Origin of the sequence: Lysobacter enzymogenes (assembly GCF_023617245.1) — a bacterium.
GTDB classification, from domain to species: Bacteria; Pseudomonadota; Gammaproteobacteria; order Xanthomonadales; family Xanthomonadaceae; genus Lysobacter; species Lysobacter yananisis.
In genome coordinates this window covers 2,782,695-2,796,901 of record NZ_CP067396.1, presented here as the reverse complement: position 1 = coordinate 2,796,901, position 14,207 = coordinate 2,782,695, and the positions used below count along the sequence as shown (strand labels likewise).

The window sequence follows — 14,207 nt, the reverse complement described above, 5'->3', positions numbered from 1 at the left end:
CGGCCGCCTTCGCGGCCGGCGCGGGCGCGGCGCTCTCAGCTTTCCAGGCCGTCGAGATCGTGCGCGTCGGCTTCTTCCAGGTACAGCTCGCCGTCGATCAGGCGCCAGCGCAGGTGATAGCCGACGCCGTCGCCTTCCGGCCATTCCACGGTCGCGCGCGCGTCGACCACGTAGGTGTAGCCGTCGATCTCGACGGTCGCATCGTCGGGCGCGGTGTCGATGAGCAGCTTGCGCTCGCCGGCGTCGGCGCCGCGCGGTTTGACGAAGCTGACGACGCTCTCGTGAGGATCGAGCCGCTTCAATTCGAGGCGGCTCAAGAGGCCGACCGCATCGGCGAAAGCGCGACGCCGATCAACGTCGGCGAAGACCGGGTCGGGCGCCGGCGCGGCTTCGCCGCGGATCGGCGGGCCCGGTCGCAGGTTGGCGTCCAGGGCCGACAGCTTGCCTGCCTCGATCGCCTCGCGCATCGCCCGCAGGCGCGACAGCACCCGCTGCCGCGCATCCTCGGTCGACACCCGCGCCAGCGCGCCGTTGCGCCATTCGAACTGGTAGTAGTTCAAGGTGCGCGGGAACGGCAGCATGCACGCTTCCAGCCCGTCGGCCCACAAGCGGCCGTCGCGGATCTCGCGCACCGCCGGGCAGTCTTCGAACTTGTCGGTCTGGTCGGCTTGCAGCTGCAGGCCGCCGTCGCGCGCCAGCAGCACCCGCACCGATTTGGCGACATGGCGCATCGCGCCTTCGTCGCCGATGCCGTATTCGATCACGACATCGTCGCGGCCGTCGCGGTCGAGATCGCCGGTGACGTAGTTGACCTCGAACTTGTCGAACACCGGATCGGCCTTGCGCATGACCGCCTCGGCCTGCGCGATCAAGGGATCGGGCAGCGGCGGCGTGTCGTGCGGCGTGGTGCCGCCCCAGTTCAGCGCCGGATCGGTGGCCGGCGCAGGCGCGACCGACGCCTCGGCCGCCTGCGACGAGGTCGACGCGCCCGTGCGCTTGCACCCGGGCGCCAGCGCCAGCAGCGCCGCGCACAGCGCGAGGCTGGCCGCGGCGGGAAGCGCGACGCGTCCCGCCCGCTCCGCCGCGCTCACGGCTGCCGCACCGTCAGGCTGGCCGGCGACGCCTTGCCGACGCCGCGCAGCTCCGGACGGTACATGTCCTCGACCAGCGACGGCGGCACCGTGTACGTGCCCGGGGTCACCGCGCGCACCAGGTAGAACACCCGCGCGGTGCGGCCGTCGTCGAGCTTGAGCGCGGCGACGTAGCGGTCGTCGCGGAACTCCTCGTGCTTGACGTCGGCGGCGCTGGAGCGCTCGGCGATCTCGATCCCGTCCACGACCACGCCGGCCCACTGCTTGGCGTCGCCAAGATTGAAGTTCTCGATCTCCAGGCCGGCCGGCAACAGGTCGGTCAGCAGCGCGTCGGGCATGGCGCTGCGCGCCTTGATCGCGACCTGCACGATCAGCGCCTCGCCCTCGACCAGGCTGCCGCCGGACCACTCCTTGCCTTCGGTGGTGTAGTACTTGCGCGTCACCTCGATCTTCGAGCCGTCCGCGGCCGGCGGCGTGCGCGGCACGCCGGCGACTTCGAAGCTGGCGTACAGCGGGGTCGGCCCGTTCGGCGCGAAGCTCACGCCCGAGGCCAGTTGGGCGAAGTCGAAGGCGCGGCCGATCAGCTTGGCCGGCTCGGCGTCGGTGGCGCCGCCGGCGACGGTCCAGCGTCCCGACAGCTGCTTGCCCTGGTCGGCCATCAGCGCCTTGCCCAGCCGCGCCAGCGCCACCTGCTCCTGAGTGCTCAGGTACAGCCAGCCGCTGTTGCGGCGCGCGTCGAGGTCGCGGCCCATCGCCACGGCGCGCGCGTCGAACTCGGGCTGCGACAGCTTGTGCTCGTGCACCAGCGCGATCATCAGCGCGTCGTCGCGCAGGCGGCTGCCGTAGTCGCCCAGGTAGTCGGGCCGCTGCGACGGATCGCGCGCGAAGCCTTCCTTGATCGCCTTGGCCCCGCGCGCCTTGTCGCCCTGCAGGCTCAGCGCCAGGCCCAGGTGCACCAGCGGCAGGCCGGTCAGGCTCTGCTTGCGGTCGTTGTCGTACAGCGCGCGCAAGGTGCCCAGCGGAGCGCGGTTGACCCGCGCCAGCACGTAGCCGGCATGCGCCTGGTAGGCGAACTTGAGGTGCTCGCGGCGATCGTAGCCGTAGAACGAGGCATTGCCCGACAGCAGGTCCTCGCCGAGCGCCTTGAGCGCCTTCTGCAGCATCGCCTCGGGCACGGCGAAGCCGCCGTCGCGGGCGTCGAGCAGGAACTCGGCCACGTACGGGGTCAGCGCCGGATTGATGTAGTCGCCGTCGCCCCACATCGAGAAATGGCCCGAGGCGATCTGCATCGCCGCCAGCCGGCCGAACGCGCCTTCCATGCGCGCGCGCCGCTGCTTGGCGTCGATACCCTTGACCCCGAGCATCTTGGCCGTGGCTTCGTCGAGTTCGAGCGCGGCATAGCCCTTGCTCGTGGTCTGCTCGGCGCAGCCGTACGGGTACTCCAGCGCGCCCTGCAGCGCGCTGGCGAACGGGATCGGCGGCAGCGCGCTGACCACCATGCGCGCGCTGACCGAATCGGGCATCAGCCCGTCGGCGAACTCGCTGCCGAGCTGGATCGCGCCGAGTTCGTCGAGCACGCGGGTGCGCGAGCGCAGCACCGACGGCCAGGCCGGACGCACCGGCAGATCGTAGCGGCGGTCGACCTTGTAGCCGTTGCCGTCCACCTGCACCCGCACCTGCGCCACGGTGTAGCCCTCGCGCGCGGTGACCGGGAAGGTCAGGGTCTTCTTCGCCTCCACGCCCAGGCTCAGGCTGTGCTCGCCGCCGTCCAGCGACAGCGGGCCGACGCCCTCGACCTTGACCTTGAACTCGCCGGGCTTGCCGGTGAAGTTCTGCACGTCCAGGGTCACGTTGCTGCGGTCGCCCGGCGCCAGCACCCGCGGCGTGCTGGCCTCGGCCAGCACCGGCGCGCGCACGATGGTTTCGGCGTCGCGGTTGCCGTAGGTGCCGCCGGAGTACACCAGCGCCGAAACGCGCAAGGTGCCGTTGAAGTCGGGCACCGCCAGGTTGATCCGCGCATTGCCCTTCGCGTCGAGCTTCACCGGGCCGGCGAACAGGTCCACGGTCTGCACCCGCGCGGTCGGCCGGCGCGCCTGCGGCAAGGCCTGCAAGGCCATGTCGCCGCCGAAGCGGATCTTGGCGCTCTCGCCGTCGAAGCTTTCGATCACCCGGCCGTACACGTCGTACGAATCCACGCCGAGGCGGCGCTGGGCGAAGAAGTGCGCGGCCGCGTCGGGCACCGCGAAGCGGGTGATGTTGAGGATGCCCACGTCGACCGCCGAGACGGTGACGTAAGCGTCCTTGCCGGCCAGCTGCGGCGCGCTGACGGTCACCGGCAGGTCCTGCTCGGGCTTCATCAGCTTGGGCACATTGAGGCCGACCGCGACCTTGCGCTCGCGCCGGTCCATCGGCACGAACGCCACGCCGACGGCGCGCGCCGGGGTGATCTTGCTCGGCGCGCTGCCGCCGCGGAACACCAGCGCGGTGACGTAGACGTCGTGGCGTTCCCAGGCGTCGGTGACCGGGATCTTGAACTTGCTGCCGGCCTTGGCGGTGATCGCCTGCACGTAGACCATGCGGTCGGTCTCGACCATCAGCAGGCCTGGACCTTCGTGCGGCGGCGTCACCGTCACCTCGAGCGTGTCGCCGGACTTGTACGAAGTCTTGTCGAGCGCCAGCTTGACCTTGTCGGGGCGCGCGTCGAGGCCGCGGTTCTGGTCGTCCCAGCTCCAGCCGGCGCGGAACGGATAGCGCGTGGTGATCTTGGTCTGCGGGTCGTACACGTCGAGGCGGTACTCGCCCCATTCCACCTGGAAGCTGAGCTTGGACGCGTTCGCGCCCAGGTCCACCGCGCGCGTCTCCACGTCCTCGAAGCGGCGGGTGAAGTCGTACTTCCAGCCGCCGTCCTCGCCGTAGTTCCAGTGGTAGTCGCGGCGCTCGCGCACCAGGGTGGCGCGCACGCCGCTGGCCGGGCGCGGCTTGCCGTCGCTGCCCACGCGCATCAGTTCGAAACCGACGGTGGCGTTGCTGTCGGCGCCGTCCTTGTCGTCGAACAGCGGGCGCACGCCGACCAGCGCGTCGGCCGGCCACAGCACCCGCTTGACGCTGCGGTTGACGCTGCGGCCGCCGCTCTCGTAGACGCTGCCGGTGACGATGGCGGCGATGGTGCTGACCGGCTTGGCCTCGTCCGGCAGCGCGATGTCCTGCTGCAGCTTGCCGGCTTCGTCCAGCGACGTGTCGACCACGTCCTTGGCTTCCTTGGGCAGGCTCAGGGTCGGATCGCCGAAGAAATAGCCCGGCATCTGCTCCAGCGGATGCTGCTCCACCGCTACCGTCATCTTGGCGGTGAAGCGGTTGCCCGCGGCCGGCGCGCCATAGAGATACGCGGCCTGCACGCCGAGCTTGAACGGCTGGCCCGGACGCAGCACCGCCGGCGCGTTCAGATCGAGCTTCAGCCGCTCGGGCAGGAACTCCTCGATCCGCAGGGTCATGCCCTGCACCGCCTCCTTGCTGGCCGGATCGGTGCGGAACTCGACCCGCCAGCGGCCGGTCGCGGCGTCGGCGGGAATCAGCTGGGCGTGGCGCACATAGCCCTGCGCATCGGGCTGCAGGCGGGTTTCCAGGAAGGTCTTGCCGTCGGGCTGCACATAGCGCAGGAACACCGGCTGCATCGCCTTGCCCTTGGTGTCGACGGGCTTGCCGTCCTGGTCGCGCAGCAACGCCGACAGGCGCACGGTCTCGCCGGGGCGGTACAGGTCGCGCCCGGACCAGGCGAACACGTCGAACCAGGCCTGCTCGCGGCCGGCCACGGCGAACTCGGACAGGTCCAGCGCCGGCTGGTTGAACGGCAGCATCGACACGTCGCTGCCCTTGCCCGCGATCAGCACCTGGGCCGCGTCGAGCTTGTAGTTCAGCAGCGCGTTGCCGTTGCCGTCGGTCTGGCCCTTGAGCACCGGCTCGCCGTCGGCGCCGATGACCTTCAGCTCGACTCCGCCGACCGCCTCGCCCTTCTCCAGCGAGGCCACGTGCACGAACAGCTTGTCCTTGTAGGCGCGCGCGTGCAGGCCGAGGTCGCTGACGGTGAAGAACGCGGTTTCGAACTCATCCTTGAACTGGCCGGCGCGCTTCATCACCGCGAAATACAGGCCGGGCTGTTGCAGTTCCTTGATCTCCTGCAGCGGCAGGTAGGTCAGCACGCGCTCGTTGGGCTTGCCGCCGAGCACGAAGCGGTTGACGTAGACCGGTTCGGCCAGCTTCGACAGCGGCTTCTTCTCGTCCCAGTCGCGCTCCAGCTCCCAGCTGCCCTTGCGCCCGCCGCGCTGGTACTCGGCGAAGAACTTCGGCAGTTCCTTGTCCTTGACCCGCAGGAATTCGACATCGACCTCGGCCACGTTGATCGACACCACCGGCAAACCGCGGCTGTCGCGCGCCGGCAGCACGCTGCCCTGCGAGGCGAAGCCGACCACCGGCTCGAGCGGGCCGGTGTAGACCTGCTTGGTCACTTCCGCGCCGATGCGGTCGCCGGCCGCGGCGGTCAGGCCGGGCTTGATCGTGACGATGTAGTCCTTGCTCGCTTCCACGCTCGGGAAGCGCAGGATCTTGCCGCCGTCGTCGAGCACCCAACTGCCCTCGACCGCGGCGCCGTTCTTGTCGGTCACCGCCAGCAACTGGTCGAAGTCCTGGGTGCCGACCAGCGGCTGGCTGAATTCCAGGGCGATGGCGAGTTCGTCGCCGCGCTTCTGGTCCGGGTAGGCCGCGACCAGGGCGAAGCCCTCGACCGCCTCGCGCTTGACCACGATCGCCTCGCCGCTGGCGCTGGGCAGCTGGCCGCTGCCGTCGCGCTTGCAGCCGGCGAGCAGCGCGGTGGCCGCGAGCAGCGCGACCGCCGCAATGCGCATCAGCGCGGCGCCGCGGACGCCGGTGCGCCGGTGCGTCGGCGCGTTGGAGAGGGCGGTTCCATCCGCGGGGCCGACCGGGAGCTGCGTTCGCATCATGCGTATCTCTCAGGAAACTGCGACGCAGTATAGAGCGTGTGCATGCAGGCGGTAATCGCTCTATGGGGCCTTGGGTGAAGGCGGCACGCGCGATACGCACCGTCGCGCCCGCCTCGACGACTTGCTGTAGGAGCGGCGCGAGCCGCGACCGCGGGGGCGCAGGTCGCGACGCGAACTTGCGGCCCCGCGGTCGCGGCTCGCGCCGCTCCTACAAGAGCGCTGCCAGCCACGTCGCGATTGGATGCGATCTGTGCGGCCGCTTCGGTTTCCGCCTCATGCCCGCCGCCATGAGCAAAGGTTATGTACGCGACCGCTTTCCGATAATGCCCGCCGCCGCCTCAAAACCGGCGCACAGGCCGTCACAACGCAGTATTGACCGGCGAATTACTCCCGCGACGACGCGCAATTGAAACCCCGCAGAAATCGGAAAAATGCCGGCGCCAGGCGCCGAAAATAAATACCGGTCACATAATCGCGCGCCACTGCGGGGCGGTAAGCCTCGCCCACGCTCCAATCTTATGCTGCGCTGCAGCATAAACCCTGGAACATTATTACTTTTTTCAAGATTTCTCCTTTGGAATCCGGGATTTACCGAAGCCAATGACGGCAACGGTTTCGTCGGAAACCGGCGCGAAAACCGCCCCGGACGAGGTCGCGCTCCGGATGTGACCGCGGCACATCGCGTTGCCGGCCCCTGCCCGCCTGCCTAGCGTCGATTCCGCCGCGCAATCGTGCCGCGGCATCCGCGCAAAACCCGCGGACACGGCCGTCGCTTCCTCCCCTCACCTTCCGGAGCACTCCCATGCATCGCAACGTATCGGCACTGTCCCTCGCTGTTTCCTTCGTCCTCGCCGCCGGCGCCGCCGACGCGGCGCAAGTGGTCGATCTGCACAGCGTCGACGCGGCCAAGCTCGACCAGCAATACCGCGCCGCCACCGCCAAGTCCGGCACCGCGGCCAAGGCCAGCGTGCGCCACGCCGAGGTGATCGCGCTCGACACCGAGTCGAACCTGAGCGAACTCAAGAGCAGCGTCGACGCCGACGGCTCGCGCAACTACCGCTACCAGCAGACCTACGAGGGCGTGCCGGTGTTCGGCGAACACGTGGTGGTGCGCGAGGACGCCCAGGGCAAGGTGCGCGCGCTGTTCGGCCGCTCGGTCGCCGGCATCGCCGCCGACCTGCCCAAGCTCGACGCCAAGCTCAGCGCGTCGCAGGCGCTGGGCCTGGCCAAGGCCGCCGCGCACGGCAAGCGCGCCGCCGCGCTGCAGACCCGCAACGAGAACAGCCGCAAGGTGGTGTTCGTCGACGACGCCGGCCGCGCCCGCCTGGCCTACGCGGTCGACTTCGTCTCCGACTCGGTCAAGGGCGGCGAGCCGAGCCGGCCGTTCGCGATCGTCGACGCGCTCGACGGCAAGATCCTCAAGCAGTGGGACGGCCTCAACCACGCCCAGGTCGGCACCGGCCCCGGCGGCAACCAGAAGATCGGCCAGTACGAGTACGGCAGCGGCGGCCGTCCGTTCCTCGACGTGACCCAGAACGGCAGCACATACACCTTCAACACCGCCAACGTGAAGACGGTGAACCTCAACAACGGCACCAGCGGCTCCACCGCCTACTCCTACGCCGGCCCGCGCAACACCGTGCGCACCATCAACGGCGCCTATTCGCCGCTCAACGACGCGCACTACTTCGGCAAAGTGGTGTTCGATACCTATCAGGCCTATGTCGGCCTGTCGCCGCTGACCTTCCAGCTGACCCTGCGCGTGCACTACAGCCGCAACTACGAGAACGCGTTCTGGGACGGCCGCGCGCTGACCTTCGGCGACGGCGCCACCACCTTCCATCCGCTGGTCTCGCTCGACGTGGTCGCGCACGAAGCCTCGCACGGCTACACCGAGCAGCAGTCGGGCCTGATCTATTCCGGCCAGTCCGGCGGCATCAACGAGTCCTATTCCGACATCGCCGGCGAAGCGGCCGAGTTCTATTCGCGCGGCAGCAACGACTTCCTGGTCGGCGCCGACATCTTCAAGGCCGCCGGCCGCGCCTTGCGCTATTTCGACGACCCGACCCGCGACGGCCGCTCGATCGGGCACGCCCGCGACTACCGCAACGGCCTGGACGTGCACTACTCCTCGGGCGTGTTCAACAAGGCCTTCTACATCCTGGCCAGGAAGCCGAACTGGGGCACGGTCAAGGCGTTCAAGGCCTTCGCCAAGGCCAACAAGGACTACTGGACCCCGAGCACCAACTTCAACCAGGGCGGCCAGGGCGTGCGCCAGGCCGCAGCGGACCTGGGCTACAGCACCGCGGACGTGATCGACGCCTTCAACCAGGTCGGCGTGACCGCGCAGTAAGACGGGACGCGCGCGCCGGCCCGCCCCTGCGGGGCCGGCGCGCGGCGGCCGCGGATCCGGCGCGGCCGCGGCTCGCGAGCGCCCGGCCGACGCGACCAAGCAAAACCCCGGCCTGCGCCGGGGTTTTCTTTTCCGCACTTCGTCGCGTTTTTCGCTATCCGCGCAACTCATGCAAAAACATAATGAATCCGCAACTGCGATAGCGCGGGCAAAAGCCGCCGTGCGGCGGTCACATGCGCCCCTGGCATTCCGCGCGAAACAGGAAAAAGGAGACCGCCGTCGCCTGCGGCCGCGCGCGCCGTAAACCGGCCAGGCGCCCAGAGTTCCGGCGAAAAGTGCGCTGCAACACATTCGGCCTGTGTATGAAACGCATTATGTGACGATCTACCCTACCTCCCGGCCCGCCACATCTTGTTGCGGCGCAGCAATAATGCTGAAACATTATTACGCGCACGGTCGCGGGCTCCGCGCCGGCCGAATATCCGCGGGCCCTCGTCGCAGAACGCTTTCAGAAGAAATCATCTGCGCAAGGCGGGCGCACACGTCGCATTCGGTTTGTGAACTGCGCAACCCGCGTTGACGGCTTTTTCGTGCCGCACCTAGCGTCCCCCCGCCGCGTTACGCGTCGACGCGGTATCCGCAACGAAGTCCGGCAACGCGCGCGCACCCAGGGCAGGACGTCCGGGCGCGGCGCCGCGGGCTACGGGGGAGCGGATGCACGAGCAATGAGAGCCGGCCGCGAACGCGGCCACCATCCACACTCGTTTGGGGGTTACACCAGTGAATCGCAACGTATCCGCGCTGTCCCTCGCCCTTTCGCTCGCCCTCGCCGCCGGCGCCGCCGGCGCCGCCCAGCGCGTCGACCTGCACGGCGTCGATGTCGCCAAGCTCAACCAGCAGTACCAGGCCGTCGCCGCCAAGTCCGGCGCCGCGGCCAAGGCCAACGTGCGCCACGCCGAGCTGATCGCGCTCGACGCCGACTCCGCGTTGACCCAGCTCAAGAGCAGCGTCGACGCCGACGGCTCGCGCAACTACCGCTACCAGCAGACCTTCCGCGGCATCCCGGTGTTCGGCGAGCACGTGGTCGTGCGCGAAGACGCCAAGGGCAACGTGCGCGCCCTGTTCGGCCGCTCGGTCGCCGGCCTGGCCGCGGAACTGCCGAGCCAGAAGGCCAAGTTCGACGGCGCCCAGGCGCTGAGCGTGGCCAAGGCCGCCGGCATGGGCAAGAGCGCCGGCTCGATGCAGGTGCGCAACGAAAGCAGCCAGCAGATGATCTACATCGACGACGCCGGCAAGGCCCACCTGGCCTATGTCGTCAACTACTTCGCCGATGCGGCCAAGGGCGGCTCGCCGATGCGTCCGTTCGTCATCGTCGACGCCAACAGCGGCAAGGTGCTCAAGCAGTGGGACGGCCTGAACCACGCTCTGGTCGGCACCGGCCCCGGCGGCAACCAGAAGACCGGCCAGTACGAGTACGGCACCAACTTCGGGTTCAACGACGTGACCCAAAGCGGCAGCACGTGCACGATGACCAACACCAACGTCAAGACCGTGAACCTCAATCACGGCACCAGCGGCAGCACGGCGTTCTCGTACACCTGCCCGCGCAACACGGTCAAGACCATCAACGGCGCCTATTCGCCGCTGAACGACGCGCACTACTTCGGCCATGTCGTGTTCGACATGTACAACAGCTACGTCGGCACCCCGCCGCTGACCTTCCAGCTGACCATGCGCGTGCACTACAGCAACAGCTACGAGAACGCGTTCTGGGACGGCTCGGCGATGACCTTCGGCGACGGCGCCACCCGCTTCTATCCGCTGGTGAGCCTGGACGTGTCCGCGCATGAGGTCTCGCACGGCTTCACCGAGCAGCAGTCGGGCCTGATCTATTCCGGCCAGTCCGGCGGCATCAACGAAGCGTTCTCGGACATGGCCGGCGAGGCCGCCGAGTACTTCATGAACAACACCAACGACTTCCTGGTCGGCGCCCAGATCTTCAAGGCCAGCGGCGCGCTGCGCTACATGGACGACCCGACCCGCGACGGGCGCTCGATCGGCCACGCCAGCAACTACACCTCGGGCATGGACGTGCACTACTCGTCCGGCGTGTACAACAAGGCGTTCTACACCCTGGCCAAGCGCGCCGGCTGGGATACGGTCAAGGCGTTCAAGGCCTTCGCCAAGGCCAACAAGGATTACTGGACCCCGAGCACCGACTTCAACAACGGCGCGTGCGGCGTGGAAACCGCGGCCACCGACCTGGGCTACGCCAAGGCCGACGTGACCGCGGCGTTCTCGGCGGTCGGCGTGACCTGCCCGACCGGCCCCGGCCCGGGCGGCCAGACCTACACCAACGACGCTGACTACGCGATCAACGACAACGCCACCGTCGACAGCCCGATCACGGTCTCCGGCCGTACCGGCAACGCGCCGACCAACGCGCAGGTGACGGTCAACATCATCCACACCTACCGCGGCGACCTGAAGGTCGACCTGGTCGCGCCGGACGGCTCGCTGTACAACATCAGCAACCGTTCGGGCGGCAGCGCCGACAACGTCACCGGCACCTTCACCTTCAACCTCTCCAGCGAGCCGCTCAACGGCGTGTGGAAGCTGCGGGTGAACGACAACGCCAACGCCGACACCGGCCGCATCGACAAGTGGAGCATCACGTTCTGATCGGATAACCGGTCACAACGCGCAATCGCGGGCCGCGCGCATGGGCCCGGCAAAAACCCCGGCTTCGGCCGGGGTTTTTGTTTGCGCGCGCGACAGCCGCGGCGCGCATGCGTTGTAATCGAGTTGTGGTTCTGGAATCGGCTACACACAACGCACTGCATTCAGCGCCCTCGCGCGCATGCCGCCGGTGCGCGCGCGGCGCTATTCCTTGACTGCGGCCTGCGCGTCCGCCCCCACGTCCCGCCGAACACGCGCACGGCATCCATGCCGGCAATCGATCCGCCGCCGCTCGCGCGGCGGAGCGGGACGTCTTGTCTCCGCAATTCGCCACCCACCCATGGAGAAACACGCATGAAAGCCTTCAAATGGATCAGCCTCGCCGGCCTGCTGGCCGCGGCCGCGCTGGCCGCTTCGGCGCAAGCGGCGCAGAAGCAATCCGACACCCCGATCCGCCCGCAGATCATCGGCGGCACCGACGTCGTCAACGGCAAATATCCGTTCATGGTCACCGTGCAGCTCAAGCTGCTCGGCGGCGACAACGCCTACGACAACCACTGGTGCGGCGGTTCGCTGATCTCGCGCTACCTGGTGCTGACCGCGGCGCATTGCGTGGCCGGGTTCGAGGCCGCGGATTTCTCGGTCGTGGCCGGACGCACCGCGCTCAAGAACGACGCCCAGGGCGTCAAGGCCGAGGTCGATTCGGCCTATGTGCATCCCAAGTATCTTGCCGGCGACGGCGGCTACGACGTCGCGATCCTGGTGTTGAAGGCGCCGATCGACAAGGTCAAGCCGGTCGCGCTGGTCACCGCCGGCACCGACGCGCTAGAACGCCCGGGCACCGCGCTGACCAACATCGGCTGGGGCAACACCATCCAGCAAAATCCGTTCCCGCCCGGCGGCAACGGCGTGCGCCAGCCCAACCGGTTGCAGGAAGTGCAGTTGCCGGTGGTGTCGTACGCCGAGTGCGCGTACGCCTACCGCAACAGCAACATGCTCTCCAGCGCCGCGCTGGACCTGTGCGCCGGCCGCACCGGCAAGGACGCCTGCCAGGGCGATTCGGGCGGCCCGCTGTTCGTGGCCCTGCCGGGCGACAAGAACTTCCTCCAGGTCGGCGTGGTCAGCCGCGGTGCCGGTTGCGGCGCGACCGGTTACCCGGGCGTATTCACCCGCGTCGCCAACGAGGAGATCTCGGCCTTCATCGCCGATCCCTTCAGCAACGGCACCAAGCTGGCCAAGCGCAAGTGATCGCGCCTGGGTTCGCGCGCCCAATCGCGAACTGAGCGCGACTTGAGCGCACGACCGCCGCGCCGGCCTACCGGCGCGGCGGTCGCGGCGCGGCTGCGCTCAGAGCACCACCAGCGGCTTGAAGCCGCCGAAGATCATGCGCTTGGCGTCGAACGGCGCGTTCTTCATGTCCATCTGCAGGCGCGGGTCCTTCATCACCTTCTCGTTGATCTTGTCGCGCTGCTTGCGCGACTTGTAGACGATCCACGAGAACGCGACCACCTCGCCGGGCTTGAGCTTGACCGCCTGCGGAAACGAGGTCAGCTTGCCGGGCTTGACGTCGTCCTCGATGGTTTCCCAGTACGCCACCGCGCCGTGCTCCATCCAGATCTTGCCGGCCTTGCGCGCCATCTTGCGGTATGCGGCGAGATTGTCCTTGGGGATGGCCAGTACGAAACCGTCTACGTAGCTCATGCGTCCTCCTGCGGGCCTCGGGCCCTGGGTGGGGAAATCGCTTCGCGCCGCGGCGATTGCAATGCGGCGTTCGCTGCCGTCAACGGCCGCCGGCTTGCCCCTGTAGGAGCGGCGCAAGCCGCGACCGCGAATTTTCAATCACGACGAAACCTACACCGCACTCGCGAATTCGCGGTCGCGGCTCGCGCCGCTCCTACCGTCGGCATCGCGGCGGCGCGGTACCGACTGGACTGTCGGGCTTGCGCGCGGCGCGGCCCAGTGCGCTTTGTCATCCGCGCTCGCGCACGAACGTACGCACCGGCATCGCCGTTCACGTGGCCGCGGCGCTTTCCTCGACGATCGCCTCGACCTGGATGCGCAGGTTCACCGTCATGTCGAAACCGTAGTCCTTGCCCGCGCTGATGCCGAACCGGTCGCGCTGGAAGCTCGCGCCGGCGTCGGCGCCGCAGACCTCGCGCTTGTACATCGGGTGCGGCATGCACTTGAACTGGGCGATGTCCAGGTCCAGCGGCCGGGTCACGCCGTGCAGGGTCAGTTCGCCCACGACCTTGTCCGGCTTGCCGTGCTTGAAGCCGGCGAGCTTGCCCTTGTAGGTCGCGGTCGGAAACTGGGCGACGTCGAACAGCGTCGCCTTCTTGGCTTCCTCGTTCATCGCGTCCATGCCGAAATCGACGCTGGCGACGTCGATCGCGACCTCCACCGAGCCGGTGCCGGCCTGCCTGTCGAGGACGATGCGGCCCGCGGACTGGTTGAACTTGCCGCGCCACTTCGACAGGCCGCCCATGTGGTCGGCCTCGAAGCTGGGATAGGTGTGGCTGGAGTCGATCTTGTAGGTCGCCGGCGCGGCGGCGGCGGCGCCGGCGAACAAGGCGAGCGAGGTCAGCAGGCACAGCGCGGAAGTGTTCATGGGCGGACTCCAGGGCAGGCGGGAAAGCGCCGGAACGCGGCGGATGGACGCACGACGGCGAAGCCCGGGCACGCTAGCACCGGCTTCGACGGCGCCGCAATCGCAGCGCGCGACCCATCGCTCGTGCCGATACTGCGCAGCTGTTCGTGCGCTGCAGCATGGCCTCGCCCCGCCTGCATCGGCGAGGGCGGAACGGGCCGCTTACCGGTACGACGAACCAGCCTGGACGGTTTCGACATGCGATCTCGACGCGTGGTTTGGGCGCGCCGGTTGGTCTGCCGCTTGGGCCGTCGATCGGACCGCTGATTCGGCGATCGATTCGGCCGCCGTTTAGCGGACGCCCTCCTGCCGCCGTTCCAGCAGCCACTCTCCGGCACCCGCGGCGTCGGCGCCTTTCGCCATCCCCTGCGGAAGACCGTACGCGCGCCCAAAGAAAACGCCGCCCGAAGGCGGCGTCTTCTTCAACCGGGCACGACCGCCGA

Annotated in this window: 7 protein-coding genes; 3 read left to right on the top strand and 4 right to left on the bottom strand. The window is 68.7% G+C overall.

Annotation, left to right across the window (positions count from 1 at the left end; genetic code table 11):
• Nucleotides 1-35: 35 nt before the first annotated feature.
• Nucleotides 36-1,091, bottom strand: a complete 1,056-nt coding sequence (locus tag JHW41_RS11775; RefSeq protein WP_250450136.1) for a hypothetical protein — start codon at nucleotides 1,089-1,091, stop codon at nucleotides 36-38.
• Nucleotides 1,088-5,989 carry an alpha-2-macroglobulin family protein gene (locus JHW41_RS11770; protein ID WP_250450134.1) on the bottom strand — a complete coding sequence of 1,634 codons (4,902 nt, stop codon included), beginning with the start codon at nucleotides 5,987-5,989 and terminating at the stop codon, nucleotides 1,088-1,090. Before JHW41_RS11770 ends, JHW41_RS11775 begins: the two co-directional genes overlap by 4 nt.
• A gap of 898 nt (nucleotides 5,990-6,887) precedes the next feature.
• Here JHW41_RS11770 and JHW41_RS11765 point away from each other — a divergent pair.
• From JHW41_RS11765 to JHW41_RS11750, 3 genes are all read left to right on the top strand, one after another.
• Nucleotides 6,888-8,438 carry a M4 family metallopeptidase gene (locus tag JHW41_RS11765; RefSeq protein ID WP_250450133.1) on the top strand — a complete coding sequence of 517 codons (1,551 nt, stop codon included), beginning with the start codon at nucleotides 6,888-6,890 and terminating at the stop codon, nucleotides 8,436-8,438.
• A 780-nt stretch (nucleotides 8,439-9,218) separates the two neighbouring features.
• A complete protein-coding gene (locus tag JHW41_RS11760) occupies nucleotides 9,219-11,120 on the top strand; it encodes a M4 family metallopeptidase (RefSeq protein WP_284499542.1) in 1,902 nt (633 codons plus the stop codon).
• Between the two features lie 351 nt (nucleotides 11,121-11,471).
• A complete protein-coding gene (locus JHW41_RS11750; RefSeq protein WP_250450125.1) occupies nucleotides 11,472-12,365 on the top strand; it encodes a S1 family peptidase in 894 nt (297 codons plus the stop codon).
• A gap of 99 nt (nucleotides 12,366-12,464) precedes the next feature.
• On the opposite strand, the gene JHW41_RS11745 is transcribed toward JHW41_RS11750, so the two are convergent.
• Both JHW41_RS11745 and JHW41_RS11740 read right to left on the bottom strand, forming a co-directional pair.
• On the bottom strand, nucleotides 12,465-12,818 hold the full coding sequence (locus tag JHW41_RS11745; RefSeq protein WP_250450123.1) for a DUF1428 domain-containing protein: 354 nt from the start codon (nucleotides 12,816-12,818) through the stop codon (nucleotides 12,465-12,467).
• Between the two features lie 310 nt (nucleotides 12,819-13,128).
• A complete protein-coding gene (locus JHW41_RS11740) occupies nucleotides 13,129-13,725 on the bottom strand; it encodes a YceI family protein (RefSeq protein WP_250450121.1) in 597 nt (198 codons plus the stop codon).
• Nucleotides 13,726-14,207: the final 482 nt, after the last annotated feature.

Excerpts from the sequence above, each read along its gene's own strand:
- JHW41_RS11770 (WP_250450134.1), bottom strand. The coding sequence starts at position 5,989 with ATGCGCATTGCGGCGGTCGCGCTGCTCGCGGCCACCGCGCTGCTCGCC.
- JHW41_RS11765 (WP_250450133.1), top strand. The coding sequence starts at position 6,888 with ATGCATCGCAACGTATCGGCACTGTCCCTCGCTGTTTCCTTCGTCCTC.
- JHW41_RS11750 (WP_250450125.1), top strand. The coding sequence starts at position 11,472 with ATGAAAGCCTTCAAATGGATCAGCCTCGCCGGCCTGCTGGCCGCGGCC.
- JHW41_RS11745 (WP_250450123.1), bottom strand. The coding sequence starts at position 12,818 with ATGAGCTACGTAGACGGTTTCGTACTGGCCATCCCCAAGGACAATCTC.
- JHW41_RS11740 (WP_250450121.1), bottom strand. The coding sequence starts at position 13,725 with ATGAACACTTCCGCGCTGTGCCTGCTGACCTCGCTCGCCTTGTTCGCC.